This window comes from Pantoea sp. SGAir0430, from assembly GCF_043549295.1.
Map to the genome: position 1 here is coordinate 3,431,464 of NZ_CP039427.1, position 26,084 is coordinate 3,457,547.

Consider the following 26,084-nt stretch of genomic DNA (forward strand, 5'->3'; position numbering starts at 1 on the left):
TTTTAAAGCGCACGGGAATTATCATGATCACACAGCTATCTATACGCACGGCTTTACTCTCTCTTCTGGCCTTTATGACGCTGCTGCTGCTGGCAGTGAGCGGTATGGGCATCTACGCCATCAATTCCGGCAACCAGTCACTTGACGCCATCAACCGTATTCAGGGCATTGAACTCAACAGCCTGTATCAGAGCAACGCCGATCTGATGCGTGCCCGCGCCAGCGCCGCGCTGGCGGTGCGCAAAATCGAAATCGGCCTGCTGGACGAGGGTGCGACCGTCACCAAACAGGCGCAGGCGGATGTCGCCAGCTCGCAACGCCATCTGACCGCGTTTATTGATGCCGGTACCGTCACCGCGCAGGGCAAAAGCCTCGCCGATGCGGTCGCGGCCGCGTTCAGCGCGTATCAGAAAGGTGCCATGGCACCCATGATGGATGCGCTGCAAAAGCAGTATACCGATGAGTATTACCAGGTGCTGGAAGGCAACCTGTCGCAGCTGGCGGCTAACTATTCCAAGGCAGTGAACGACTTCAGTCTGTATGCCGACGAAGTCTCTGCCGCACGTCTGGCGGCAGCGGCGCACAATGAACTGCAGATGAAGATCATGATTGGCGTCGCCGTCGCGCTGACCCTGTTGCTGATTGCGCTGGCCTGGCTGCTGCTGCGCCGCGCGCTACTGCATCCGCTGGACGGGGCGATCCAGCATCTGGAGCAGATTGCAGCCGGCGATCTGTCACAGCCGCTGCCGGCAGCGGCCAATAACGAGATCGGCCGTCTGAACCAGGCGCTGACGGGAATGCAGCTGGCGCTGCGCAACTCGGTCAGCCAGGTGCGTGAAGCCAGCCTGCAGATTGACGTCGGCAGCCGCGAGCTGTCCGCGGGCACGGTGCATCTGTCGCAGCGCACGGAAGAGTCGGCGGCCTCGCTGGAGCAGACTGCCGCCAGCATGGAGCAGCTCACGGCTACCGTCCGGCTTAACGCCAGTAACGCGCAGCAGGCCAATCAGCTGGCCAGTAGCGTGTCCGATACCGCCGACCGCGGCGCGGAAGTGGTGTGCTACGTGATGGAGAAGATGCGTGAGATCACCCACAGTTCCGATCGGATCGCCGATATTCTCAGCGTGATCGACGGCATTGCGTTCCAGACCAACATCCTGGCGCTCAACGCCTCGGTGGAAGCGGCGCGTGCCGGTGAGCAGGGGCGCGGTTTTGCCGTGGTTGCCAACGAAGTGCGCACCCTGGCCGGGCGCAGCGCCAGCGCCGCCAAAGAGATTCGTGAGTTGATCAGCGAATCACAGACGCGGGTCAAAGAGGGCAGCGACATGGCCACGCGCGCCGGCGAAACCATGGATGAGATCTCCAGTGAAGTGATGCGGGTGACCGCGCTAATGAAAGAGATCTCCATCGCCTCGGAAGAGCAGAGCCGCGGCATTGAGCAGGTCAATCAGGCGGTGACGCAGATGGATGAAGCCGCGCAGCAAAACGCCGCGCTGGTGGAGCAGGCCAGTGCCGCTACGCAGTCGCTGGAAGCGCAGTCGCAGCAGTTGCAGGCATCTATGGCACAGTTCCGCGTGCAGGCGGCATAGTTATGATGTGGTCAGGGATGACCGGTAACGTTGCCTGTGTTCGCCCTGATGGATGGCGACGCGGGAGAAGATAAAGCGGTAATTTACGCGGTGCGTCTTATGGTGCACCGCTGTTCAGACCGGCTGGAAATGCCAGAATCATTGCGGCCAGCCGATCATCTTCCGCCAGAAAATAGGCTGCCGGCACTTCCAGCACCTGCGCCAGTAATTGCAGCGTTAATAAATCCGGTTTATGCACGCCCAGTTCATAGCGATTAATACGCGCGCTGGCAGAAAACTCTTCAATCCCTGCGGCAATACCCAATCCTTTCTGCGACAAACCTTTCGCCAGACGCGCTTGTTTCAGGCGTCGACAAAAAGTGTCTTGCAGCGAGGAGGTCGGTTTCATGACTACGAGAATCGTAGATTTAGCGCTTGTCAGATACTACGAGTAACGTAGTATCGTTACGGGAATGGATAAGCGAACTAAGGAGAGTTGCGTGAATAATGCGAAGTCAGACTGGCATCCGGCCGATATCATTGCGGCGCTGCGTAAAAAGGGAACCTCAATGGCGGCGTTATCCCGACAGGCGGGATTATGTTCCACCACGTTAGCCAACGCGCTGGCGCGTCCGTGGCCGAAAGGGGAATTAATTATTGCCGAAGCAATTGGTATTTCGCCGGCTGAGATCTGGCCGAGTCGTTATTATGCGGAGAATGGTGAATTAATTAATCGACAGGCAAGAATCAGGAATAAAAAATAAGTAAGCCTGGGCGCTGGCGTAATGCCGATTAAGTGGCAATTAATCTCTGTATGCCGGTGCGCATAAATGCGCACCCAATATAAACCGTGCCATCGACCTGTAGGGTCGCCATTAATGGCGACCGAAAATCATTTACTGGCGGGCATTACACAGCAGACAGGCATTTTAAATGCCCGCTTACTTATGCCTGATGTTCGTCCGGGAACTCACGCATAAAGCGTTCAACGTCGTCGACCATCGCATCATTACCGCAGAAGAACGGACAGCGCTGGTGCAGCGTTTCCGGCTGAATATCGAGGATACGGTTTTTACCGTCGCTGGCTTTACCGCCCGCCTGTTCGGCGAGGAAGGCCATCGGGTTGCACTCATACAGCAGGCGCAGCTTGCCTTTCGGGTGGCTGGCGGTGCTGGGATAGAGATAAATGCCGCCTTTCAGCAGGTTGCGGTGGAAATCCGCCACCAGCGAACCGATGTAGCGCGAGGTGTAAGGGCGCTTCGTTGATACATCTTCTTCCTGGCAGAACTTCAGGTACTTTTTAACGCCCTGCGGGAAGCGGATGTAATTCCCTTCGTTGATCGAGTAGGTGTAGCCTTTTTCCGGGAAGGTCATGCGTTCGTGGCTCAGGCAGAACACGCCGAGCGACGGATCGTAAGTGAAGGCATGAACGCCCACGCCGGTGGTGTACACCATCATGGTTGAGGAACCGTACACCACGTAACCTGCGGCAACCTGCTTGTGGCCCGGTTGCATGAAATCGGCTTCAGTGATTGGCGTGCCTGGCTCACTAATACGATGATAAATCGAGAAAATGGTGCCGACGGAAACGTTAACGTCGATGTTCGAAGAACCATCCAGCGGGTCCATCAATACTACATACTTACCGTTCTCCGAACCTTCAAAGATGACAAACTCATCTTCTTCTTCGGAAGCAATCCCCGCGACCACACCGCGCGCCTTCAGTGCCGCTTTCAGCTTTTCGTTAGCGAACAGATCCAGCTTCATCTGCTGCTCACCCTGCACGTTCTCTACGCCGCTGGCACCGAGAATATCCACCAGACCCGCTTTGTTGATGTCGCGGTGGATGATTTTTGCGCCCAGCTTGATGGAGGAAATCAGCGCCGTCAGTTCACCTGTGGCGTGAGGAAAGTCGTGTTGCTTCTCGACGATGAATTCGCCTAACGTTTTCATAACACATTCCCTGAATCTACGATGGAGTGGCAGCAGCTGTAACAAGCTACCAACGTATGCGTACGCAGTTTAGCCGATTGAACTTCAAAAACCATAGTCCTAATCCGTTTCTTCCCTCCGGACTCGGCGTTACACTGTGCGCCGAACTTTTGAGTAATGGATCTTTTTATGCGCATTCACATCCTTGGGATTTGTGGCACTTTTATGGGCGGACTGGCGATGCTGGCCCGCTCGCTCGGACACGAAGTGACCGGTTCAGATGCCAATGTCTATCCGCCGATGAGCACGCTGCTGCAACAGCAAGGCATTGAATTAACTGAAGGTTACGACGCCTCGCAGCTGGAGCCGGCACCGGATCTGGTGATCATCGGCAACGCCATGACGCGCGGCAACCCGTGCGTGGAAGCGGTGCTGGAACGCAACATTCCTTACCTCTCCGGACCGCAATGGCTGCACGATTTCGTGCTGCGCGATCGCTGGGTGCTGGCGGTGGCCGGTACCCATGGCAAAACCACCACAGCCGGCATGGCAGCGTGGATTCTCGAGGCCTGCGGCCTAGAACCGGGCTTTATTATTGGTGGTGTGCCGGGTAACTTCGACGTATCGGCAAAATTAGGAAAAAGTCCATTCTTCGTCATCGAGGCGGATGAGTACGACTGCGCGTTTTTCGACAAGCGTTCCAAGTTTGTACACTACTGCCCGCGCACCCTGATCCTCAACAATCTTGAGTTCGATCATGCCGACATCTTCGACGATCTGCGGGCGATCCAGAAGCAGTTCCACCATCTGGTGCGCATCGTGCCGGGTCAGGGCAAGATCCTGCTGCCGGAACACGATCACAACATTAAGCAAGTGATGGCGATGGGCTGCTGGAGCGAGCAGGAGAGCGTGGGCGATAACGGCCGCTGGCAGGCTAAGAAGCTGGTGCCGGATGCCTCGCGCTGGGAAGCCTGGCTCGACGGCGAGAAAGTGGCGGAAGTGAACTGGGCGCTGGTCGGCGAACACAATATGCACAACGGCCTGATGGCGATTGCCGCCGCACGTCACGTTGGCGTGAAGCCGTGCGATGCCGGAGAGGCGCTGAACAGCTTCATTAACGCGCGTCGTCGCCTCGAGCTACGCGGCGAAGTGAACGCGATTAAGGTGTATGACGATTTTGCCCATCACCCAACGGCGATTCTCGCTACGCTGGCGGCGCTGCGCAGTAAAGTCGGCGGCACCGCACGCATTCTGGCGGTGCTTGAGCCGCGCTCTAATACCATGAAGATGGGCGTGAGTAAGAACGAACTGGCCCCTTCGTTAGGGCGTGCCGATGAGGTGTTCCTGTTCCAGCCGCACCACATTCCGTGGCAGGTTGCGGACGTTGCGGACGCCTGCATTCAGCCGGCACACTGGAGCGCGGACATTGATACGCTGGTGGAGATGGTGGCTAAAGCGGCGCAGCCGGGTGATTCGATTCTGGTGATGAGCAACGGCGGCTTTGGCGGGATTCATCAGAAACTGCTGGAGCGGTTAGGTAAGTAATGCGTGGCCGGTTCAGGCCGGCCCTGGGAGAGAGGCGATCTGCCCTCATCCCAGCCTTCTCCCGCAAGCGGGAGAAGGGGCCGCAAGGTGCGGACGTCACATTCAGAGCTCGTCCTCAGCTACCTCAGCACTCTGCTTCAGCTGCTTCAGCACTCTGCTTCTAACCCGGCACTATACTTTATATCCCCTCTCCCGCCTGCGGGAGAGGGTTAGGGTGAGGGCAGGGCAACCGTCCGCAGCGGACTTACGCTTCAGCCAGCTCGCGCAGGTACTGGAAAATCTGACGGGCGGCTTTTGGCGGCTTATTTGCGGCTTTCTCTTTCTGCGCGTTGCGGATCATACTGCGCAGCTGCTGACGGTCGGCGTGCGGATAGAGATTCAGCACTTCCGCCACCGCGTCATCACCCTGTTCAATCAGCCGATCGCGCAGCTGCTCCAGCTTATGGAACAGCGCAACCTGCTGGTTGTGGCGGTTCTTCAGCTTATCCAGCGCCAGGCGGATTGGCTCTTCGTCGCGCTGACGCAGCATTTTACCAATCAGCTGCAGCTGGCGGCGGCGGCCTTCCTTCTTAATGCGCTGCGCCAGTTCAATGGCGTCACGCAGCTGTTCATCAAGCGGGATCTTATCCAGGGAGTTCTTCCCTAAATCCACTAACTCGGCGCCCAGGCGTTTCAGCTCCTCGGCGTCGCGTTTAATTTCACTTTTACTGACCCAGATAATCTCTTCGTCTTCTTCTTCCTGATTATCCGGCACATCGTCGAGCCAGTCTTCGGGCTGCTTCGTCATCTGTTGGCTCCCTAAAAAAAGAGGCTAATCCTACCAGTTTATCGGGCGACTGCGAAATTGTTCTCTGAGTCTGATAGACTCAATAAATTCATACTTAAGATTAGACGGCAGGTCGATGAACGTATCTACTCAGGTTGCAGAACAACGTAAAGTGTTGGAACAGGCTGTCGCGCAGGCGCTGGAACTGGCGCAAGCCAGCACCGACGGAGCAGAAGTGGCGGTCACCAAAACCACCGGAATCGGTGTCAGTACCCGCTACGGCGAAGTGGAAAACGTCGAATTCAACAGCGATGGCGCGCTTGGCATCACCGTCTATCACCAAAACCGCAAAGGCAGTGCTTCCTCGACCGATCTCAGCCCGGACGCGATTAAGCGCACCGTGCAGGCGGCGATCGATATCGCGCGCTACACCTCGCCCGATCCCTGTGCTGCGCCGGCCGAGCGCGATCTGCTGGCGTTCGAGGCGCCGGATCTCGATCTCTATCACCCGTGGGAGATCGACGCCGATCGCGCCATTGAGCTGGCCGCGCAGGCCGAGCAGGCCGCGCTGCAGGCTGATAAGCGCATCACCAATACCGAAGGTGGCAGCTTTAACAGCCACGTCGGCATCAAAGTCTTTGGTAACAGCCACGGCATGCTGCAGAGCTACTGCTCGAGCCGGCATTCGCTGTCGAGCTGCGTCATTGCCGAGCACAACGGTGACATGGAGCGCGACTACGCCTATACCATTGGCCGCGCGATGGGCGATCTGCAAAGCGCCGACTGGGTGGGCGCGGAGTGCGCGCGCCGCGTGCTGGCACGTCTTTCGCCACGTAAGCTGCCGACCATGAAAGCGCCGGTGCTGTTTGCGCCGGAAGTGGCCACCGGCCTGTTCGGCCATCTGGTGGGCATGATCAGCGGCAGCAGCGTTTACCGTAAATCCACCTTCCTGCTCGACGCGCTGGGCCAGCAGATTCTGCCGTCGTGGCTGACAATTGAAGAGAAGCCGCACCTGCTGAAAGGGCTGGCCTCGACGCCGTTCGACAGCGAAGGCGTACGCACCGAAGCGCGCGAAATCGTGAAAGATGGCGTGCTGCAGAACTGGCTGCTGACCAGCTATTCGGCGCGTAAGCTCGGCCTGCAAAGCACCGGCCACGCGGGCGGCATTCATAACTGGCGCATCGCCGGTCAGGGCCACAGCTTTGACGATCTGGTGAAGCAGATGGGACGCGGTTTGATCGTTACCGAGATGATGGGTTCCAGCGTCAGCGCCATGACCGGCGACTACTCGCGCGGTGCGGCTGGCTTCTGGGTTGAAAACGGTGAAATTCAATACCCTGTGAGCGAGATCACAATTGCGGGCAACCTCAAAGATATGTGGCTCAATATGGTAACGGTCGGTAACGACATTGAAACGCGCAGCAATATACAATGCGGATCGGTGCTGCTGCCGGAGATGAAAATCGCCGGACAATAAAGACATCGCTTGATGAAAGCAGCCCACAGCGGCTGCTTTTTTTTCGCCTGATAATAATTAAAGGAAAACGTTATGCGTAAGCATGTGATTGCTGTGTTGTCTTTGTCGTTGCTGTTCTCTTCAGCCAGCCTGTTCGCGGCTGACCTGGAGCAGGATATGGATACCCTTAAAGACGGGCTAAGTGTCGTTAAGAAAACCTCTGATGCCCAGGAAATGCACGCTGCACTGGGCAAGATGCGTGCCGCTGCGCAGGATGCAAAAAAATCCACGCCGGAAAAACTGGAAGGTCAGGGCGCTGACAGCGCACAGATCAAGGATTACCACGCCGGTCTGGACTCACTGATTGCCCAGATCGACGTTGTCGACCAGCTGGCGCAGGCTAACAAGCTGGACGAGGCAAAAACCGAAGCGAAGAAACTGGAAGATATCCGTAACGCCAACCATAAGAAATTCCGCTGATAAACCGGGCCAGCCCGCAGGCTGGCCTTATTCCTGCCGCGGCCTCGCGTCATTCCACCGTTTTTATCCCGCTTTTTACCTCATTTCACGCATTTCGTGAGCGATCTCGCATAGTTCGTGCATCATGCGATCTGGCGCACAGTCGCCCGTGAGATTTCCACTTTGAGGTGGAAATGTTGCGTCTCCACACCATCAGGCGGACAGCGTAATTTCTTCTCAACGCGAATTATCTGACATTGTCCGCTGTAAACAGGAGTAACAAGGTGAGGAGTGATGCTGTCCCGCTGAAACCGAGCACGCCGGAGGCAATCCAGGCGCTGGCGGATAAGGTGATGAATCAAATCGCGACGCTGTATGCCGCGCACCACATTGCAGCCAATGCGGTGCAACAGCAAATGCTGGCCTCACATGTCCGCGCCATGGCGGCTCGCTCTCTCACCGGAGAGGCGCTGCCGGACGTCGAAGCCGAACTGTTTGAGGACATCTCGCCTGAAACCATGGCGCTGGCGCAGCAGGTGGTGGATCTGTTTGGCAATTTGCCTGTCGAAGAAGCCTGGCTGCTGTCGGTGCATATCGAAGTGGCGAAATCGAACGAAGCATGAATTGAGAGAGGAACGGAATATGGTAACGGTAGTAATTGGCGATCGTCTGGGTAAAGGACAGAAAGTGGCAGCTGGCGTGGAAAAAGCCGGCGGCCGGGCAGTAGTGGTGCCGGGCGTGGCGGCGGATATGAAACTGGGCGATGTGATGAAGGCGGAAAACGCTGATTTCGGCATCTCCTTCTGCGGCAGCGGCGGCGCCGGTGCCATCACCGCGCAGAACAAGTACGGCTACAAAGCCAAACACGGCATGCGTTCGGTGGACGAAGGGGTAACCGCCATCAACGAAGGCGCCACCGTGCTCGGTTTTGGCTTCATGGATAAAGAAGAGCTGGGTGAGCGTCTGGTTCAGGCCTGGAATAAAAAACACGGCAGCTAAGCATGAAACAACAGTATGAGACGCAGGTCACGGTGCAGGGCAAAGGCGACAGCAAAGCAAAAGCCTTCGCCGATGCGCTCAGCAAGGTGCAGCAGCAGGTGCTGCGCACCAGCCAGAAAATTCTGTTGCGCATTGAACCGCTCGATGTGCGGGTGCTGCGCGCGCAGGAGAGCGTGCGGAAGGAGAAATTTCTGTTCTTCTTCCTCGCGCGTGAACGGCGGAATTACAGCGTGGAGCTGGAAATTACCGTCAGCGTCACTGTGATCGACACCGAGAGCGTGGCCTTCACAGCAACGTAAGAATAACGACAACAAGGGTAACAATATGTTTTTAATCATTTTGTTTAAGTCGTTGATCATAGGTGGATTAGTCGGCGTGGGCGTTGGAGCGGGCGCGGCGCGCATGTTTCACGCGCCTGTCACGCAGGGGATGGGTGCCTTCCGTACGCTGGGCGAGCTCAACTCCTGCGAGGGCGATCCGGCTTCGCACTTCTCCTTTGGTCTCGGCTTCTTCTTTAACGCCTGGGCATCCTCCGTTGCCGCGGGCTCCTTCACGCAGGATGTGGATCACCGCATTCTGCCGAACTGGGGCGCGGCCGCACTGATGGTAAAGAACCGCAACGTCGCGGAAACGCTGCATAACCCGAAACGCATGGCGATTGCCTGCGGCATCATCGGCATGATCGTGGTGGCCTTCCTGAACAGTACCGCTTCCGCCGTACCGGCTGCGCTGCAGGTGACCGCGGTAAAAGTGCTGGTGCCGGCGGCGAATCTGCTGGTGAACACGGTGATGCCGGTGATCTTCTGGCTGGCGGCAATTGATGCCGGTAAGAAATCGGGCTTCTGGGCAACCATTTTTGGTGGTCTGGCGCAGTTGATCATGGGTAACGCCGTGCCGGGTCTGGTGCTGGGCATTCTGATCGGTAAAGGCGTGGAAGAGAGCGGCTGGAACAAAGTCACCAAAGTGATGATGGCTGCGATTGTCCTGCTGTTTGTGCTGAGCGGCTTCTTCCGTGGCTTCGATGTGAAACTGCTGCAATCCTTCCAGCTCGGCATCCCTGGCTGGCTCGACATGATCCACAACAGCCTGAGCGGCAAATAAGGAGCCTTCAGCATGAACGAGAACGAAAACAAAGGGTTCTGGTACGCCGACTGGTCTTTCCCGCTGTTTGTCGGCCTGCTCTCCTCCGGCGTATTCGCCGGGACGCACATGTACTACCTGTACGGCATCGGTGCTTTTAACGAAGTGGCATTCGTTTCGATGCTGCGCTCCGGCATGGAAACCGGCGTATACGGCGCGGTGGCGGCGTTTGGTGCCAGCTTCCTGTTTGCGCGCATTATTGAAGGCTCGCTGGTAGGGATTCTGGATATCGGCGGCGCGATTCAGACCGGCGTCGGCCTCGGTGTGCCAGCGCTGCTGCTTGGAGCCGGTATCGTGTTTCCGGTGGCGAACTTTGCCGCCTCGCTGGCAACCGGGCTGGTGATTGGCGTGGCGATTGGCTACGTGATTATCCTCGCGCGTAAATTCACCATCAACCAGAGCGATTCCACCTACGGCGCGGACGTAATGATGGGCGCCGGGAATGCCTCCGGTCGCTTCCTTGGTCCACTGATTATTCTGTCTGCTATGGCGGCGTCGATTCCGATCGGCCTCGGTTCGCTGGTCGGTGCGCTGCTGTTTTACCTGTGGAACAAGCCGATTACCGGCGGCGCGATTCTCGGTGCCATGGTGCTCGGCGCTATCTTCCCGGTTTCGCTTTGATGTGTGCGGTCGCCATGAATGGCGACCCTACAATGCCTGATATTACGCAAGCGTTAGAGTAAAGCATTGATTGTAGGGTGCGCATTCATGCGCACCATGAGGAGTAAGCATGTTTGATCTGATTCTGCGCCGCGCGCGTCTGTGTGATGAACAGCTGGTGGATATCGCGATTCGCGCCGGCAAAATCGCGGCGGTCGGTAAGGTGGACGGCGCATCGCAACAGGAGCGCGATCTCGGCGGCCGCTACTACGTCAGCGCCGGCTGGATTGACAGCCACGTACACTGCTATCCCAAATCGCCGATTTACCACGACGAAGCCGACGCGATTGGCGTGGCGCAGGGCGTCACCACCGTGGTGGATGCGGGCAGCACCGGTGCCGATCACATCGACGACTTTTATCAGCTGACGCGCAGCGCGAAGACCGAAGTGCGCGCGCTGATCAACATCTCGCGCACCGGCATCGTCACGCAGAACGAGCTGGCCGACATGGCGCAGATCGACGGCGAAGCGGTGGTGCAGGCGGTACAGCGTCGCCCGGACTTTATCGTCGGCCTGAAGGCGCGCATGAGCAGCAGCGTGGTCGGCGACAACGGCATTCAGCCGCTGGTGCGCGCCAAAGCCATTCAGCAGGCGGCGGGCAATCTGCCGCTGATGGTGCACATCGGTAACAACCCGCCGGTGCTGGATGAGATCGCCGCGCTGCTCACTTCCGGCGACATCATCACTCACTGCTTTAACGGCAAGCCGAACCGCATTCTGTCACCGCAGGGCGAGCTGAAAGCGGCGGTTAAGCAGGCGATCGCGCGCGGCGTGAAGCTGGATATCGGCCACGGCAGCGCCAGCTTCAGTTTTGCGGTGGCGCGCGAGGCGATTGCCCAGGGCATTCTGCCGGACACCATCAGCTCCGATATCTATTGTCGCAACCGCATCAAGGGCCCGGTGCACAGCCTGGCGCACGTGATGTCAAAATTTTTCTCCATCGGCATGACGCTGCCGCAGGTGATCGCCTGCGTCACCGTTAATGCCGCAGCGGGTCTGCGTCTGGCCGGTAAAGGGCATCTGACCGCCGGTTATGACGCCGATCTGACCATTTTTACCGTCAAAGAGGAAGCCCGCCCGTTCGTCGATGCTGAAGGCGAACGGGTCACGGGTGAGCAACATTTGCTGCCGCTGGCCGTGGTGATCGCGGGCCAGTGGCATCTGACTGAGGAAGGGAAAGCGCATCATGTCTTCGATTTATGAGAAATATGACCTGAAACAGGTGATCAACGCCTCCGGCCGTATGACCATTCTCGGCGTGTCGACGCCGTCCGCCGACGTGGTGGATACCGTCAGCTATGGTCTTAATCACTACTTTGAGATCAAAGATCTGGTCAATAAAACCGGTGCCTACATCGCGCGCCTGCTGGAAGTCGAAAACGCGGTGGTGGTGTCCTGCGCCTCGGCCGGTATTGCCCAGTGCGTAGCGGCGGTGATCGTCAAAGATAACGACTGGCTGCTGGATAACCTGCACGCCGCGCCGCTCAGCGTGCCGCACGACATTGTGGTGCCGAAAGGCCATAACGTGAACTACGGCGCGCCGGTGGGCAGCATGGTGGCGCTGGGCGGCGGACGCCTGATTGAAGCCGGCTACAGCAATGAGTGCTCGCCAGAACAGTTGGCGGCGGCGATCACGCCGACCACCGCTGCGCTGTTGTACGTCAAGTCGCATCACTGTGTGCAGAAAAGCCATCTCAGCGTCGAACAGGCGGCGGTGGTCGCGCGCAAACACGGCATTCCGCTGATTGTCGATGCGGCGGCCGAAGAGGATTTGCAGTGCTATTACCAGATGGGGGCTGACCTGGTGATCTACAGCGGTGCCAAAGCGATTGAAGGGCCAACCAGCGGCCTGGTGATTGGCCGCAGCCAGTACGTCGAGTGGGTGAAACGCCAGAGCAACGGCATTGGCCGCGCGATGAAAGTCGGCAAAGAGGGCATTCTCGGTCTGACTCAGGCGATTGAAAACTACCTGCTGCAGAGCAAAACCAGCGGTGCCGACATGGTGGCGAAGATGACGCCCTTTATCGATAACCTCAATACGCTGAACGGCGTCAGCGCACGCGTGGTGTGGGATGCCGCCGGTCGTGATATCGCCCGCGCTGAGATCAAATTTGATGAAGCGGTGACGGGCTGGCCAACCGGCGAGCTGGTGCAGGCGCTGAAAAACGGCGACATCGCCATCTATTTCCGCGGCTATAAAGCCAACGAAGGCATTATCGAAGCGGATGTGCGCAGCGTCAGCGCGGAACAGCTGCACATCATCTCTAGCCGCATCCAGGCGCTGCTCAGCGGAGGAAAACGCGCATGAATAACCCCAATTTCTATCAGGGCCGTCTGTGCCTCAACGTGCTGGCTGGTTCAAAGCAGAATGCGCAGGCGATCTGGCAGGCGGCAGAAGGGCATGTGCTGGTCGGCGTTTTGTCGAAAAACTACGCCTCGAATGAGGCCGCGATTGCCGATATGCGCGAGTACGCGGCGCTGATTGATAATGCGCTGTCGGTCGGGCTGGGTGCGGGCGACCCGAATCAGTCGGCGATGGTCAGTGAAATCTCGGCGGAACTGCAGCCGCAGCACGTTAATCAGGTCTTTACCGGCGTGGCCACCAGCCGCGCGCTGCTCGGACAGCCACACACCATCGTGAACGGTCTGGTTTCACCAACCGGCACGCCGGGCAAGGTGAAAATCTCCACCGGTCCGCGCAGTTCGCAGGCGGCGGACGGCATTGTGCCGATCGCCACGGCGATCGCCATGCTGCAGGATATGGGCGGCAGTTCGGTGAAGTATTTCCCGATGGGCGGCCTGAACGCGGTGGAGGAGTATCGCGCGGTGGCGGACGCCTGTGCGCGCCATGATTTCTGGCTGGAACCGACCGGCGGTATCGATCTCAGTAATTTCGAAGAGATTGTGCGGATTGCTCTGGAGGCCGGGGTCAGTAAAGTCATCCCGCACGTTTACAGCTCGATTATTGATAGCGCCAGCGGCGACACGCGCATTGACGATGTGCGTCAGCTTCTGGCAACGTGCAAGAAACTGCTGTAACAAATGAGTAACAGGTGAGGCTCCGTGAGATTTCCCAATCAGCGTTTAGCTCAACTCTTCGCGGCGCTGCAAAGCGAAACGCTGCCACAGGATGAGCTGGCGCGGCGTTTTTCCGTTTCAACGCGCACGGTGCGCACCGACATCACCGCGCTCAATGCGCTGCTGGAACAGCACGGCGCTCAGTTCGTGCTGGCGCGCGGCGCGGGCTATCAGCTAAAAATCGACGACGCGGTGCGCTTCGGCCGCCTGCAGCAGGAGAGTGCGGCACCGCTGCGGGTGCCGCGCACCTCGCAGGATCGGGTGCGCTATTTGCTGAGCCGCTTTCTCACCGCTGCGTATTCGCTCAAGCTGGAAGATCTGTCGGAAGAGTGGTTCGTCAGCCGCGCCACGCTGCAGAGTGATATGGCGGAAGTGCGCGAGTGGCTGGGCCGCTATCATCTCAACATCGAAACCAAGCCGCGCTACGGTATGAAACTGTTTGGCAGCGAGGCGGCGATTCGCACCTGCCTGACCGATCTGCTGTGGCAAATCGACCAGCAGACGCCGGACAGCCCGCTGCTGACGGTCGAGGCGCTGCACAGCGGCATGCTGGCGCAGCTGCAGCCGCTGCTGGCGCAGTGTTTCACGCAGCATGCCATCCGGCTGAGCGATGAAGGCGAGCGCTATCTGCTGATTTACTGCGCGGTGGCGGTGCGCCGCATCAGCGAAGGCTTCCCGCTCAGTGATCCCGGCGCGGAGGATGTCGGCGAGGAGATACGCGAGGCGGCACACGATCTGGTTAATCTGATGCGTCCGCTGGTGGGTAAAGGCATCTCGCAGGCGGAAGAGAACTGGCTGCGCGTCAACATTGCGGCGCGGCAGATTCAGGCGCTGGCCCCCAGCACCATCAACGCCGATGACGCGGATGCGCTGGTGGATTACCTGCTTAATTACATCAACACCCATTACAACTACCGGCTGCAGCAGGATGAGCAGCTGCGCGCCGATCTGCTCACGCACATCAAAACCATGATCACCCGCGTGCGCTATCAGATTCACATCCCCAATCCGCTGCTGAGTAACATCAAGCAGCACTATCCGATGGCCTACGATGTGACGCTGGCGGCCGTCACCAGCTGGGGCAAATACACGCCGTATACCATCAGCGAAAACGAGATTGGCTTTCTGGTGCTGCACATCGGCGTCGGGCTGGAGCGACATTACGATGTCGGCTATCAGCGACACCCGCAAGTGTTGCTGGTTTGCGACAGCGGCAACTCCACGCTACGCATGATCGAGGCGCTGCTGCTGCGCAAATACCCGCAGCTGGTGGTGACGGCGCGGCTGTCGCAGCGCGACTACGAAGTGCGTGCGCACATTGATGAAGATTTTGTTATTTCAACCGCGCGGCTCAGCGAGAAGAACAAGCCGGTAGTGATGATGTCGCCATTCCCTACGGAGTTTCAGCTGGAACAGCTCGGCAAGCTGGTGCTGGTGGATCGCACCCGGCCTTACATGCTGGAGAAGTACTTCGACGCGCAGCATTTCATGGTGCTCGACCGGCCAATGAGCCAGTCGGCGCTGTTCCGCCTGCTGTGCGATCGGCTCGAGGCGGAGGGCTATGTCGATGCTGATTTTTATCCTTCGGTTGAAGAGCGTGAAGCGATTGTCAGTACCATGCTGGGCGAAGGGATTGCGCTGCCGCACTCGCTGGGATTACTGGCTAAAAAAACCGTGGTTTACACCGTGCTGGCACCGCACGGCGTGAGCTGGGGCGATGAGACGGCTTCGGTAATTTTTCTGCTGGCGATCAGTAAGAGCGAATACGAAGAGGCGATGGCGATTTACGATCTGTTTGTCACATTCCTGCGCGAAAGGGCGGTGACAAGACTGCGCGACTGCGCTGATTTCGTCAGCTTTAAAGCGGTGGCGATGGATTGTCTGAGCCGGTTGTGATGGGGATGGGTGCGGTTTTTCCCTCACCCTAACCCTCTCCCGCACGCGGGCGAGGGGACCGACCCAGCGGCGTGTGAGTTCAGGCGCGGATCCTCAGCTTCCCTCTCAAATCCTGCTCAAATAATTCTTCCCCGCAGGTGGGGACCGATTCAGCGGTGTGTAAGTAGATTCCCTCTTAAAGCCACGTTCGGGCGGCTCCCTCTCCCGCGTGCGGGAGAGGGCTGGGGTGAGGGCGAAAGGCCGCCAGCACCCAAAATCAGCCGCGTTTCGCCAGTAGTTTTGGAATCTCACGCAGGCACCAGGCTTTGGCTTCACCCATGCTATCGCGGCGCCACGCCATAATAATATCCACCTCACGGGTATACTCGGCGCTGACAACGCGCAGGCGGCCTTCGGCGATATCTTTCTCTACCATCGGATAGGGCATGGTCGCTACGCCGAGACCCGCCAGCAGCGCGCGGCGTTTATCATCCATGCTGCTTACCGTCAGGCGCTGCTGTTTGTCCAGCAGCTGCACCGTCAACACCGGACGTTCGCGCGCGGTGTCCGCCACGGCGATGCCGCGATACTTAACGCGCGTGACCTCGGACAGCGGCTCGGCTTCCTGATGAATCGGATGATCCGGACTGGCAACATACACGCTCATAATGCTGTACAGCTTGCGCGTGTTGATTTCGGTGGAGGCGCGAAAATGCAAATCCGGCGCGATCACGATGTCGGCGCGCCCCTGTTCCAGTCGTTCCCACGCGCCCGCCAGCACTTCAGTGACCAGCGAAATCTGCGTATTGGCTTTATCGGCCAGCTTCTCTACCAGCGGGAACAGCAGCTCGGTCGGGATCAGCGCTTCGGCCACGATGGTCAGATGGGTTTCCCAGCCGCGCGCCAGCGCTTCGGCATCGGTGGTGAGTTTATCGGCGGCTTCCAGCAGCACGCGGCCGCGTTCCAGCAGCATTCGCCCGACGTTGGTGAATTTGGTGCGATGGCCGGAGCGGTCAAACAGCACCACATCCAGCTCCTCTTCCAGCTTCTGCATGGTGTAGCTCAGCGCCGATGGCACGCGTCCCAGCTCGTCGGCCGCCGCGGCGAAGCTGCCGCGACGGTCAATAGCATCCATCACACGTAAAGCTTCCAGGGTTAACGCGCGCTCTTTAGCCATGCCGACTCTCTGTCAGTAAATTTGAATATGCCAGGCAGATTAACTGGCTAACAATCCGGCGTCCAGCCTTTTACCATTGACGTATAAAGCCTGTGGTGGATTCTCACCGCAGTGCGTCGGAGGTAAAGCATGATGACAACCCGCTGCGCGTCCGCATGTGGCCAGGCCGATTTCGGTTGGTTGCAGGCGCGCTATAGCTTCTCATTTGGCCACTATTTTGATCCCCAGCTGATGGGCTACGCCTCGCTGCGCGTGCTGAATCAGGAAGTGCTGGCACCCGGTGCGGCATTTCAGCCGCGCACCTATCCGCAGGTGGATGTGCTCAACCTGGTGCTGCAGGGTGAAGCCGAATACCGCGACAGCGAAGGCAATCACCTGGTGGCGCGCGAGGGCGAAGCGATGCTGCTGTCGGCCCGCCAGGGCGTCAATTACAGCGAACACAATATCAGCAAGGAGCGCCCACTGACGCGCATGCAGCTGTGGCTGGCCGCCTGTCCGGAACGGGAAAATCCGCTGCTGCAAAAACGCGCGCTGCCGCAGCAAACCCATGTGCTGATTGCGTCACCGGATGGCGCGGACGGCAGTTTGCAGCTGCGCCAGCAGGTGTGGGTACATCAGGTCACGCTGGCACCGGGCGAGCAGTACAGCCTGGCGCTGCACGGACCGCGCGCCTATTTGCAGTCGATTCACGGTGCGCTTGAGGTACGGGCCAGCAGTGCGCATCAGGAGCAGCTGCGCTGTGGCGATGGGGCGTTTGTCAGTGAAGAGGCGCAGATTACGCTGCAGGCGGAAACGCCGCTGCGTGCGCTGGTGATTGATATTCCGGTGTAAAAAAGGCGGCCCTGTTGGCCGCCTGTGGCATTATTTCAGAATGGTAAAGGCGGTGGTGACATGCTTCACGCCGCTGACACGGCTGGCGATATCCGCTGCTGCCTTGGCTTCTTCCTGCGTTACCAGACCCAGCAGGAACACTTCCCCGTTCTCAGTGGTGACTTTCACGTTGGACGATTTCACCTGATCGCTGCCCAGCAGCTGCGAGCGGATTTTGGTGGTGATCCACGTATCTGATGAAGACGTGCCGAGGCTCACTTTCTGCCCGGTGCGAATCTCGTTATACACCTCTGTCGCGCCATCAACGCCCATGGTGATCTGTTTCGCCCGGCTGGCGAGATCGGCTGACGGTGCCTGACCGGTCAGCAGTACTTTGCCCTGATACGCGGTCACGACCACGCGCGCCTGATTTTTGATCTGTTCATCTTTTGCCAGCGCGTTAGTGACGCGCAGCTCCAGCGTGCCGTCATCAACCTGCGTGCCCACGGTACGTGGGTCGGTGGCGGTTTTGGTGGCGACCGCAGCGCCGCCGGCGACAACCGCCACGCAGCCCTGCAGCAGCATGGCGGTTAACAGAATGGCGATAGCGTTCAATGCTTTCATTTGAGCTCCTTCAGTCATTCCTGGTGTGGGAACAAGGTGTTATCAATCAAATCGCACAGGCAGTTCAGCGTCAGCATATGCATCTCCTGAATGCGTGCGCTGCGATGTGACGGAATGCGAATTTCCACATCGTGCGGACCGAGCAGGCCCGCCAGCTCACCGCCGTCATGGCCGGTCAGCGCGACGATAGTCATATCGCGGGTAACCGCAGCTTCCACCGCTTTAACAATATCGCGGGTGTTGCCACGGGTGGAGATAGCCAGCAGAACGTCGCCGGCCTGTCCAAGCGCACGAACCTGCTTGGCATAAATTTCGTCGTGCAGACGGTCATTACCGATTGCCGTCAGCATCACATTGTCCGCACTCAGCGCCAGCGCCGGCAGGCTGGGACGCTCAGTCTCAAAACGGTTAATCATGCTGGCGGCAAAATGCTGGGCGTTAGCCGCCGAGGCGCCGTTACCGCAGCTGAGGATTTTGTTGCCGTTCAGCAGTGACTGCACCAGCGTCATCGCGGCGCGGGAAATCGCATCTGGCAGCGCTTCGGCTGCGGCGATTTGCGTCTGAATACTTTCGGTAAAACACGCTTTAATTCTGTCCTGCACAAGACCACCTGGTTCTATCCATCCGCACGAAAGGCATCGGCCAGCCACACCAGTTCGGGCCCGGTGATGGCGATGATGTCAAAACGGCAATTCACCGTATCAAAACTGCCGCCGCGTGCCAGCAACCACAGCGCAGCGGTACGCAGCAGCTTTTGTTGTTTCTGGCGCGTCACGCTGGCAGCCGCGCCGCCAAAACGTGCATCGCGCCGATAGCGCACTTCAACAAACACCCAGCAATCCGCGTCGCGCATAATCAGGTCGATTTCCCCGCTGCGGCAGCGCACATTGCTGGCTTCCCACTGCAGTCCGGCGCGCTCAAGGTAGCGACGCGCCTGCTGCTCCTGCTCAGCGCCGAGGCGCTGGCGGTTTACTGCACCGGAACGATTTGTCCCTGACGATACTGGTTCCATGCCAACTTCCTGTTGATCACGCAATCCGTGTCGGCGCTCAGCTTGCCGGTGTTGCCATCAATGGCGAAGCCCGGTACCTGACGCATCTGGTTAAACTGGTTCGCCAGCGTCCAGGCATCAATGCCCATCGCATAGAGGCGTACCAGCGAATAGTCGTTGTTAAAGCTACGCGCCGCCTGCTGCATCAGGCCCGGATTGGCACCGGACAGCAGCGGAATATCGCTGAACTGCAGGCCATCCATCTCCAGCCGGAAGTCCGGACCGGCACCGGCCTGCGCACTGCGCGAGCTGGCATACAGGGCGATGTTATTGCGGCTGCTGGTGCGCATGGCAATCATCGGCTTGATCAGCTGCAGTTCGTCCTGAGTGGCAATAATGTAAACCGCATCAACGCTGCCGCTGCTGCTGGCGCTCTCAGGTGCCGGAGCGCTGGTCTGCGGTGCCGGAATCGTCAGACCGGCAACCGCCACGCCCTGCGGCTGGTCCGGCTGCACCGTCAGCGGCGTGCCGCTCAGTGCAATACCGGCACCGCTGTTGATGCCCTGTTTCAGCTCGCCCACGCCGCCGAAACGCTGCTGCAGCACGGTTGCGCCGCCCAGCTTCTGCCACTCCTGCGCAAACGCTTTGCCCACGCGGTCGCCATAGCTGCTGCGCGGCATCAGCAGCAACGGCTGGCGCTTGCCCTGATCCCAGATATGGTGCGCGGCATCGCGCGCTTCGTCTTCAGGAGAAAGCGCAAAATAGCAAATATTCGGATGGTTCTGGATCTGCTCTGGCTCGTTGAGCGCCAGCACGTTCAGCGGTGTCTGGCTGTTGGCGACCTGTTCCACGTTATTTTTCAGCAGCGGACCAACCACCAGGGTGGCACCATCCTGCTGCGCCTGCTGCATCACCTGAGCAATCGGCTGGCTGCTGGTGTCATACACTTTCACCTGGGCGCTGCTGGCAGGCTGCGCGACAGCTGGCTGTGCGACGGGCTGCTGCGGCTGTGCGCTGTCTGACGGCGTGATGGCCGCGGCCGCCGGACTGACCACCGCGTTGGCATCGCCATTGGCTGGTGTTGCCGTGCTGGCGGGCTGTTGCGTGGAGCCGCTGGCATCGCTGCTGGCCGGTGCGGCAGGAGCTGGCGGCGCAGTCAGCACACCGTTTTTCGCATCGTTGAAGCCTTTCTGGATGGCACTGGCGAACACCTGCGCCTGACCATTAAGCGGCAGCAGCAGCGCGATAGTGCTGGTCGAAGCTTTAGTGAAGTTCTGCACCTGGCTGAGCTGGGTCGGCAGGGTTTTCGCGCCAGGGTTTTGCGGATAGCGCGTCTGCCAGTCGCTAATGGCGGCTTTCAGCATCTGGGCATCCTGACTGTTGGCGTGCCAGGTATTCAGCAGGTCGAGCCAGCCCTGCAGCGTATTTTCGTCGGCGTTGATCACCACGCTGTTGAGCTGATCCTGGGTTAACTGGGTCAGCGCCTGCCAGGTGGCGTCAATATTGCTCTGGTGATCGGCGCCTTTCAGCAGCGGTTCCTGAGCAATATAGGCGCGCAGCAGCGCGAGCGACGGACGATTTTGCGCAGCGGCAATCTGCAGCGCGTAGTAGCGCACCTGCTGATCCTGCGACAGATCAGCGGCTTTTATCTGTCCCAGCAGCTGCTGAGCACCGTTGAAATCCTGCTGGGCAATTTGCAGCTGGGCGCGCAGCAGCAGCAGTTCCTGCTGTTGTACGTCAGAGAGCTGCTGTGGCAGCTGACCGAGCTGATTTTGCGCCTGCGGATACTTTCCTTCCTTCAGCAGGGCACGGATGGCAAGTAATTGCCAGTCGGTCTTGCTATCATCGCTGCTTTGCTGCACCTGCTGCAGATAATAGTCAGAGCGGCCCGTGGCAGGACCCTGCACGTTTACGCTTGAGGTTTGCTGCGGTCCCTGGCCGCTACAGGCGGCCAGAATCAGGCCCGCGAGCAAAACAGGGACCAGGCGTCCTGCTTTATGACGTACGACTTTCGAAGGAAGCATACTGTATCCAGTGATGTTTTTTTCAAGATGCTCAATATTAAATCGGCAATTCGGATGAAACAATGAAACAACTCGATCGGGCAGAGATTTCTGCCAGCACGCTCTATATCGTTCCTACCCCGATCGGTAACCTGGGTGATATCACGCAGCGTGCGCTAACGGTGCTTGCGAGCGTCGATCTGGTCGCTGCGGAAGATACACGTCATACCGGGCTGTTGCTACAACATTTCGCCATCAATGCGCGACTGTTCGCACTTCACGACCATAACGAACAGCAGAAGGCCGACGTGCTGTTAGCGAAGCTGCAGGAGGGCCAGAGCATTGCGCTGGTTTCCGATGCGGGCACGCCGTTAATCAACGATCCGGGCTACCATCTGGTGCGTCGTTGCCGCGAGGCCGGGGTGCGCGTGGTGCCGTTGCCCGGTGCCTGCGCGGCGATCACAGCATTGAGCGCGGCGGGATTACCGTCCGATCGTTTCTGTTACGAAGGGTTTCTGCCGGCCAAAAGCAAAGGGCGTTGCGATGCGCTGCGTGCGCTGAGTGACGAGCCGCGCACGCTGATTTTCTACGAATCGACCCATCGCGTGCTGGATACGCTACAGGATATGGTCAGCGTATGGGGCGCGGAGCGCTACGTGGTGCTGGCACGTGAGCTGACCAAAACCTGGGAGTCATTGTACGGTGCGCCGGTGGGTGAATTGCTGGCGTGGGTGCAGGCGGATGAGAATCGCCGCAAGGGCGAGATGGTGCTGATTGTCGAAGGCCATAAAGCGGATGAAGAGACGCTGCCGGCAGAGGCGTTGCGCACGCTGGCGCTGCTGCAGACTGAACTGCCGCTGAAAAAGGCGGCGGCGCTGACGGCGGAAATTCATGGGGTTAAGAAAAACGCCCTGTACAAGTATGCGCTGGAGCAGCAAGAGGCGTGACAAACGCGGGCGGATCGCCTATTATCCCGCGCCGAAGCTGACCAGACAGTCGCCGCTTTGTCGTCGTCCCTTTCGGGGGAGACGGGCAGAGGGGAGGAAAGTCCGGGCTCCATAGGGCAGGGTGCCAGGTAACGCCTGGGGGGCGCAAGCCTACGACCAGTGCAACAGAGAGCAAACCGCCGATGGCCCAGTAATGGGATCAGGTAAGGGTGAAAGGGTGCGGTAAGAGCGCACCGCGCGGCTGGCAACAGTCCGTGGCACGGTAAACTCCACCCGGAGCAAGGCCAAATAGGGGTTCACATGGTACGGCCCGTACTGAACCCGGGTAGGCTGCTTGAGCCAGTGAGCGATTGCTGGCCTAGATGAATGACTGTCCACGACAGAACCCGGCTTATCGGTCAGTTTCGACTTTTTATAAAGACGCCCGCAGGTGAAAATCTGCGGGCGTTTTGTTTTTGGGGAGGGTGCGTGCTGTCCCTCATCCTAACCTTCTCCCGCAAGCGGGAGAAGGGACCGATTGTGCGTGGGATGAGTTGAGTATTCGGCCTCCAACACCACACTTAACTATTCCCTCTCCCCGTGGGAGAGGGTTAGGGTGAGGGCAGAAAACCGCACGTAGCCAGATAAAACCGCACAAAACTCCCATTTCTCTGCGTAAAGAAACGCAAATCCGCAAAAACATTCTTTTCCCTGTGCCAGAATAGGCGCGTGTTCAACTACTGAGGACAATTTTTCATCCACACCGGGAAAAGCAACAACGTGGATAAGTTGTAAAATTATGGATAACCATTTCGTTACACTTTACGTATTAACCTCTTCACCCACCTGCGTTTTCTCCTGCTCACTAAGCGATCGGCACTGGCGCTTCGCGCTGTAGTTTTTTCTCTCCTTGTTAGCTTTTTATCTTTTTCAGCTATCACGCTGCTGTTTGCGCGTGGATGGCGTTTATTTCTCACAGGAGAGAAATCATGCTGTACTGGATTTTATTAGCGTTAGCGATTGCTGCCGAAATTACAGGCACCGTGTCAATGAAATGGGCCAGCGTCAATGGCGGCAGCGCCGGCTATATTTTTATGCTGTTGATGATCGCCCTGTCATACATCTTCCTCACCTTTGCCGTTAAACGTATTGCCCTTGGCGTGGCTTATGCCATGTGGGAAGGCGTCGGTATTCTGTTTATCACCCTGTTCAGCGTGATGCTGTTTGACGAGGCGCTGTCAGTGATGAAGGCGGCGGGTTTGATCACGCTGATCGCGGGTATCGCGCTGATCAAAGCAGGGACATTCAGCCGTAAGGAGCTGCGTCATGACCACGCTTAACGTCGTGCATCTGGCCTGGCTGGCACTGGCCATCGTGCTGGAAATTGTGGCGAACATCGCGCTGAAATACGCCAACGGCTTCCGCCGTCCGCTGTATGGCGTGATATCGCTGGTGGCTGTCCTGGCGGCATTCAGTGCCCTGTCGCAGGCAGTGAAGGGGATCGATCTCTCGGTGGCCTACGCTTTATGGGGCGGTTTCGGTCTGGTGGCGACCGTAGCGGCAGGCTGGATCCTGTTCGGACAACGCCTGAACACCCGCGGCTGGCTGGGCGTGGCACTGCTGCTGGCCGGGATGGTGTTGATCAAATTTGCCTGAGGCAGCGCAATACTGCCTGCCTTCCTTTCCCAATGGTGGGAGAGAAGGGCAGGCATGTGTAAGCCAGCCGTTAACCGCGGCCGTGCGGCTCATCCCAGTCAAAAGCCGGTCCCAGCGAAATAACGCCGTTCGGATTGATGGTCTTGTGGCTGCAGTAGTAGTGATGGCGGATGTGCGGCAGGTTTACCGTATCGGCAATGCCCGGCATCTGATAAATATCGCGCAGGAAGCCGTTCAGGTTACGGTAATCGCTGATGCGATGACGATCGCACTTAAAGTGGGTCACGTAGACCGGGTCAAAGCGCACCAGCGTGGTCCACAGGCGCAGATCGGCTTCGGTGAGGCGATCGCCGGTCAGATAGCGATGCTGACCCAGAATCTGCTCCAGCCGTGCCAGCGCATGGAACAGCGCGGTTACGGCTTCATCATAAGCCGACTGTGACGTGGCAAATCCGCTTTTGTAGACGCCGTTATTGACGGTGTCATAAATCCAGCCGTTGAGTTCGTCGATCTTGTCACGCAGCTCGGGCGGGTAGTAATCGCCGGCGCGAGCGCCCTGCGCGTCGAAGGCGCTGTTGAACATACGGATGATATCGGCGGATTCATTACTGACGATAGTGTGCTGCTTTTTATCCCACAGCACCGGCACGGTCACGCGCCCGCTGTACTGCGGATCGGCATGCAGATAGAGCTGATAGAGGAATTCGTTCTGATACAGCGAATCGCCGGTCGCGGCGGGGAAATCATCGTCGAAGGTCCAGCCGTTCTCCAGCATCAGCGGGTGCACCACTGATACCGAAATCATCTCTTCTAACCCCTTCAGCTGACGCATCAGCAGGGTGCGATGCGCCCACGGGCAGGCCAGCGAAACGTATAAATGATAACGATCGCGCTCGGCGGGAAAGCCGGCTTTCCCGGTTGGCCCGGCGCTGCCGTCTGCCGTGATCCAGTTACGCCAGACTGCTTCTGTGCGTTTGAAGCGGCCACCGGTTGACTTCGTATCGTACCAGGTGTCATGCCAGACACCGTCAATCAGTTGTCCCATAAGCCCTCCATAAAAAAAACGGGGCGAGGAAAATCCCCGCCCCTGCTATTCAGTATATGTGCTGTTGCACGGCTTGCGTGCTTAGCGTGCGGTTGCTGGCATAAAGCGCTGACGAATCAGGCGGTCAATGCTGTAGGCGCCCGGACCCACCAGACCCAGCACCAGGAAACCACCGGCGATGGACAGGTTTTTCATGAACATCAGCTGGTTAACGCCTTCCGCAAAGTTGCTGTGGAACAGGAACGCGGTCAGCAGCGTGAAGCCGGCGGTGAACAGCGCGGTGAAGCGCGTCAGGAAGCCGAACAGAATCGCCAGGCCGCCGCCCAGTTCCAGCAGAATCACCAGCGGCAGCAGGAAGCCGGGCACGCCCATCGCCTGCATGTACTGTGCGGTGCCCGCATAGGCGGTGATTTTGCCCCAGCCGGCAGTAATAAACAGGATGGTCATTAATACGCGTGCCAGCAGCAGGCCTGAGTCTTCGAATTTTTTCATCATTTACTCCAACAAGGTTTTTGGCGCAGGTTGTTGGCCTGCGGGGTTATTTTCCCTTTAAACCGCGTTAAACAGTTCGTCGGGCTGATGGAGGGAGATGATAGTCGCGCGCAGCAATAGTTGTAAGCGAGATAAACTGTCGATGTTATTCAGGAATTCTGAAGGAGGAAAACCGAACCTTTTCGATCCGGTTTAAAGTGGGGAAGTTAGCGTGGCGGCATCGCCGATTTGATCATGCGCCAGGTGCTCCACAGGCCGAGTCCGCGTTTGGCCCAGCGCATGATGCGGTTGGGGCTGCGGATCGACCAGATGGCGAGCGCGCTGCTGCCAATCGCCAGATAGCGGCGCAGGCTGAGAAACGTCAGCCAGCCGCGATCGTACTGCGCGGTGCTTTCCAGCCAGTCGCGGCGCGCAGCGCTGAGATCCAGCCGTTGCTGCTGTACCTGATTAAGCAATTCATGAATGCGTGCTTCACGTTCACGCTGACTCATGAGCGATGCTCCTCGAGTAAGGTGCGATCGGTGTCCAGCTCTTTGCGCGTATGGCGCAACAGCGTGGACTGCCGGGATTTACGCAACGTCCACAAACCAAAAATCAGCGCCAGCGCGAATAGCACGCCGGTGGTGATGGCAATCGCCATCAGCCGGTACTGCGCATCCACCGCCCAGATAATCAGCACCATCAGGCTCATCAATCCGAAAGCGGTAAACAGCATGGTCAGGCCTATCATGATCAGCATCTGGATCAGATTGGCTTTTTCCTCTTCCAGCTCGGCAACGGCCAGCCGCACGCGTGTCTCGACCATGCCAACCAGCGTTGTCACCACGCGCTGACCTACATTGAAGACCCCTTTGCCTGGGCCGTGGCTCTGATTCTCGCTCATA

30 protein-coding genes and 1 other RNA gene are annotated in these 26,084 nt (G+C 58.5%); 19 read left to right on the plus strand and 12 right to left on the minus strand.

What is annotated here, in order from left to right:
* Positions 1-26: 26 nt before the first annotated feature.
* Positions 27-1,586 (plus strand): methyl-accepting chemotaxis protein, encoded by a 1,560-nt coding sequence (locus E7738_RS16240; RefSeq protein WP_262257961.1) that lies wholly within the window; start codon positions 27-29, stop codon positions 1,584-1,586.
* 97 nt (positions 1,587-1,683) lie between these two features.
* Here E7738_RS16240 and E7738_RS16245 read toward each other — a convergent pair whose 3' ends face one another.
* A complete protein-coding gene (locus E7738_RS16245; protein ID WP_021509733.1) occupies positions 1,684-1,974 on the minus strand; it encodes a helix-turn-helix domain-containing protein in 291 nt (96 codons plus the stop codon).
* 91 nt (positions 1,975-2,065) lie between these two features.
* Between E7738_RS16245 and E7738_RS16250 the strand changes: the two genes are divergently transcribed.
* On the plus strand, positions 2,066-2,329 hold the full coding sequence (locus E7738_RS16250) for a helix-turn-helix domain-containing protein (protein ID WP_021509732.1): 264 nt from the start codon (positions 2,066-2,068) through the stop codon (positions 2,327-2,329).
* Positions 2,330-2,510: 181 nt separating this feature from the next.
* Here the strand turns inward: E7738_RS16250 and fbp are convergent, their stop codons facing one another.
* Positions 2,511-3,518, minus strand: coding sequence for a class 1 fructose-bisphosphatase (gene fbp / locus E7738_RS16255; protein WP_021509731.1), 1,008 nt, complete (start codon positions 3,516-3,518; stop codon positions 2,511-2,513).
* Between the two features lie 168 nt (positions 3,519-3,686).
* Between fbp and mpl the strand changes: the two genes are divergently transcribed.
* On the plus strand, positions 3,687-5,042 hold the full coding sequence (gene mpl, locus E7738_RS16260) for a UDP-N-acetylmuramate:L-alanyl-gamma-D-glutamyl-meso-diaminopimelate ligase (RefSeq protein ID WP_058759858.1): 1,356 nt from the start codon (positions 3,687-3,689) through the stop codon (positions 5,040-5,042).
* Between the two features lie 244 nt (positions 5,043-5,286).
* Here the strand turns inward: mpl and yjgA are convergent, their stop codons facing one another.
* The gene (yjgA, locus tag E7738_RS16265) at positions 5,287-5,829 is read right to left on the minus strand and encodes a ribosome biogenesis factor YjgA (RefSeq protein WP_010617112.1); all 543 of its coding nucleotides are present in this window, start codon (positions 5,827-5,829) and stop codon (positions 5,287-5,289) included.
* A gap of 115 nt (positions 5,830-5,944) precedes the next feature.
* Between yjgA and pmbA the strand changes: the two genes are divergently transcribed.
* The 11 genes from pmbA to E7738_RS16320 all read left to right on the plus strand — a co-directional run bounded on the left by pmbA (position 5,945) and on the right by E7738_RS16320 (position 15,497).
* Entirely contained in the window at positions 5,945-7,285 is a 1,341-nt protein-coding gene (pmbA, locus tag E7738_RS16270; protein WP_058775743.1) for a metalloprotease PmbA, read from the plus strand.
* A gap of 72 nt (positions 7,286-7,357) precedes the next feature.
* The gene (cybC, locus tag E7738_RS16275; protein WP_104093859.1) at positions 7,358-7,744 is read left to right on the plus strand and encodes a cytochrome b562; all 387 of its coding nucleotides are present in this window, start codon (positions 7,358-7,360) and stop codon (positions 7,742-7,744) included.
* 263 nt (positions 7,745-8,007) lie between these two features.
* Positions 8,008-8,346: a glycine dehydrogenase gene (locus E7738_RS16280; protein WP_262257008.1), complete on the plus strand. Its 339-nt coding sequence runs from the start codon at positions 8,008-8,010 to the stop codon at positions 8,344-8,346.
* Positions 8,347-8,365: 19 nt separating this feature from the next.
* Complete coding sequence (locus E7738_RS16285; protein WP_021509727.1) at positions 8,366-8,722, plus strand: SFCGS family glycine-rich protein; 357 nt, start codon at positions 8,366-8,368, stop codon at positions 8,720-8,722.
* 2 nt (positions 8,723-8,724) lie between these two features.
* Positions 8,725-9,021 carry a DUF4312 family protein gene (locus E7738_RS16290; protein WP_215787122.1) on the plus strand — a complete coding sequence of 99 codons (297 nt, stop codon included), beginning with the start codon at positions 8,725-8,727 and terminating at the stop codon, positions 9,019-9,021.
* A gap of 25 nt (positions 9,022-9,046) precedes the next feature.
* The gene (locus E7738_RS16295; RefSeq protein ID WP_021509725.1) at positions 9,047-9,823 is read left to right on the plus strand and encodes a DUF4311 domain-containing protein; all 777 of its coding nucleotides are present in this window, start codon (positions 9,047-9,049) and stop codon (positions 9,821-9,823) included.
* A gap of 12 nt (positions 9,824-9,835) precedes the next feature.
* A complete protein-coding gene (locus E7738_RS16300) occupies positions 9,836-10,483 on the plus strand; it encodes a DUF4310 family protein (protein ID WP_021509724.1) in 648 nt (215 codons plus the stop codon).
* Between the two features lie 109 nt (positions 10,484-10,592).
* The gene (locus E7738_RS16305) at positions 10,593-11,726 is read left to right on the plus strand and encodes an amidohydrolase/deacetylase family metallohydrolase (protein ID WP_394515806.1); all 1,134 of its coding nucleotides are present in this window, start codon (positions 10,593-10,595) and stop codon (positions 11,724-11,726) included.
* Entirely contained in the window at positions 11,710-12,831 is a 1,122-nt protein-coding gene (locus tag E7738_RS16310) for a DgaE family pyridoxal phosphate-dependent ammonia lyase (RefSeq protein WP_394515807.1), read from the plus strand. The genes E7738_RS16305 and E7738_RS16310 overlap by 17 nt, the downstream gene beginning before the upstream one ends.
* Positions 12,828-13,562 (plus strand): 2-dehydro-3-deoxy-phosphogluconate aldolase, encoded by a 735-nt coding sequence (locus E7738_RS16315; RefSeq protein WP_394515808.1) that lies wholly within the window; start codon positions 12,828-12,830, stop codon positions 13,560-13,562. The genes E7738_RS16310 and E7738_RS16315 overlap by 4 nt, the downstream gene beginning before the upstream one ends.
* A 24-nt stretch (positions 13,563-13,586) precedes the next feature.
* A complete protein-coding gene (locus E7738_RS16320) occupies positions 13,587-15,497 on the plus strand; it encodes a BglG family transcription antiterminator (RefSeq protein WP_021509720.1) in 1,911 nt (636 codons plus the stop codon).
* A 256-nt stretch (positions 15,498-15,753) separates the two neighbouring features.
* On the opposite strand, the gene E7738_RS16325 is transcribed toward E7738_RS16320, so the two are convergent.
* The gene (locus E7738_RS16325) at positions 15,754-16,653 is read right to left on the minus strand and encodes a LysR family transcriptional regulator (RefSeq protein ID WP_394515809.1); all 900 of its coding nucleotides are present in this window, start codon (positions 16,651-16,653) and stop codon (positions 15,754-15,756) included.
* Between the two features lie 129 nt (positions 16,654-16,782).
* Here E7738_RS16325 and E7738_RS16330 point away from each other — a divergent pair, with 129 nt between their 5' ends.
* Positions 16,783-17,484 carry a pirin family protein gene (locus E7738_RS16330; RefSeq protein ID WP_125309915.1) on the plus strand — a complete coding sequence of 234 codons (702 nt, stop codon included), beginning with the start codon at positions 16,783-16,785 and terminating at the stop codon, positions 17,482-17,484.
* Between the two features lie 30 nt (positions 17,485-17,514).
* Here E7738_RS16330 and dolP read toward each other — a convergent pair whose 3' ends face one another.
* Genes dolP through E7738_RS16350 form a run of 4 tightly spaced genes read right to left on the minus strand, consistent with a single transcriptional unit; the run spans position 17,515 to position 21,102 of the window.
* The gene (dolP, locus tag E7738_RS16335; RefSeq protein ID WP_394515810.1) at positions 17,515-18,087 is read right to left on the minus strand and encodes a division/outer membrane stress-associated lipid-binding lipoprotein; all 573 of its coding nucleotides are present in this window, start codon (positions 18,085-18,087) and stop codon (positions 17,515-17,517) included.
* A gap of 14 nt (positions 18,088-18,101) precedes the next feature.
* A complete protein-coding gene (diaA, locus tag E7738_RS16340; RefSeq protein ID WP_021509716.1) occupies positions 18,102-18,689 on the minus strand; it encodes a DnaA initiator-associating protein DiaA in 588 nt (195 codons plus the stop codon).
* A gap of 14 nt (positions 18,690-18,703) precedes the next feature.
* Positions 18,704-19,099 (minus strand): YraN family protein, encoded by a 396-nt coding sequence (locus E7738_RS16345; RefSeq protein WP_394515811.1) that lies wholly within the window; start codon positions 19,097-19,099, stop codon positions 18,704-18,706.
* Positions 19,057-21,102, minus strand: coding sequence for a penicillin-binding protein activator (locus tag E7738_RS16350; RefSeq protein ID WP_338670701.1), 2,046 nt, complete (start codon positions 21,100-21,102; stop codon positions 19,057-19,059). The genes E7738_RS16345 and E7738_RS16350 overlap by 43 nt, the downstream gene beginning before the upstream one ends.
* Before the next feature lie 62 nt (positions 21,103-21,164).
* On the opposite strand from E7738_RS16350, the gene rsmI reads away from it, so the two are divergent.
* The 4 genes from rsmI to mdtI all read left to right on the plus strand — a co-directional run bounded on the left by rsmI (position 21,165) and on the right by mdtI (position 23,663).
* The gene (gene rsmI, locus E7738_RS16355) at positions 21,165-22,028 is read left to right on the plus strand and encodes a 16S rRNA (cytidine(1402)-2'-O)-methyltransferase (RefSeq protein ID WP_394515812.1); all 864 of its coding nucleotides are present in this window, start codon (positions 21,165-21,167) and stop codon (positions 22,026-22,028) included.
* A gap of 33 nt (positions 22,029-22,061) precedes the next feature.
* Positions 22,062-22,438, plus strand: an RNA gene (gene rnpB, locus E7738_RS16360) — RNase P RNA component class A.
* A gap of 558 nt (positions 22,439-22,996) precedes the next feature.
* Positions 22,997-23,347, plus strand: coding sequence for a multidrug/spermidine efflux SMR transporter subunit MdtJ (gene mdtJ / locus E7738_RS16365; protein ID WP_058759849.1), 351 nt, complete (start codon positions 22,997-22,999; stop codon positions 23,345-23,347).
* A complete protein-coding gene (mdtI, locus tag E7738_RS16370) occupies positions 23,334-23,663 on the plus strand; it encodes a multidrug/spermidine efflux SMR transporter subunit MdtI (RefSeq protein WP_150360372.1) in 330 nt (109 codons plus the stop codon). The genes mdtJ and mdtI overlap by 14 nt, the downstream gene beginning before the upstream one ends.
* Before the next feature lie 70 nt (positions 23,664-23,733).
* On the opposite strand, the gene E7738_RS16375 is transcribed toward mdtI, so the two are convergent.
* From E7738_RS16375 to E7738_RS16390, 4 genes are all read right to left on the minus strand, one after another.
* Complete coding sequence (locus E7738_RS16375; RefSeq protein WP_394515813.1) at positions 23,734-24,708, minus strand: glutathione S-transferase family protein; 975 nt, start codon at positions 24,706-24,708, stop codon at positions 23,734-23,736.
* A gap of 81 nt (positions 24,709-24,789) precedes the next feature.
* On the minus strand, positions 24,790-25,200 hold the full coding sequence (locus E7738_RS16380) for a DoxX family protein (protein ID WP_010618799.1): 411 nt from the start codon (positions 25,198-25,200) through the stop codon (positions 24,790-24,792).
* 206 nt (positions 25,201-25,406) lie between these two features.
* Positions 25,407-25,691, minus strand: coding sequence for a YqjK-like family protein (locus tag E7738_RS16385; protein WP_010618800.1), 285 nt, complete (start codon positions 25,689-25,691; stop codon positions 25,407-25,409).
* A complete protein-coding gene (locus E7738_RS16390; protein ID WP_021312955.1) occupies positions 25,688-26,083 on the minus strand; it encodes a phage holin family protein in 396 nt (131 codons plus the stop codon). Before E7738_RS16390 ends, E7738_RS16385 begins: the two co-directional genes overlap by 4 nt.
* Between the last annotated feature and the right edge of the window lies 1 nt (position 26,084).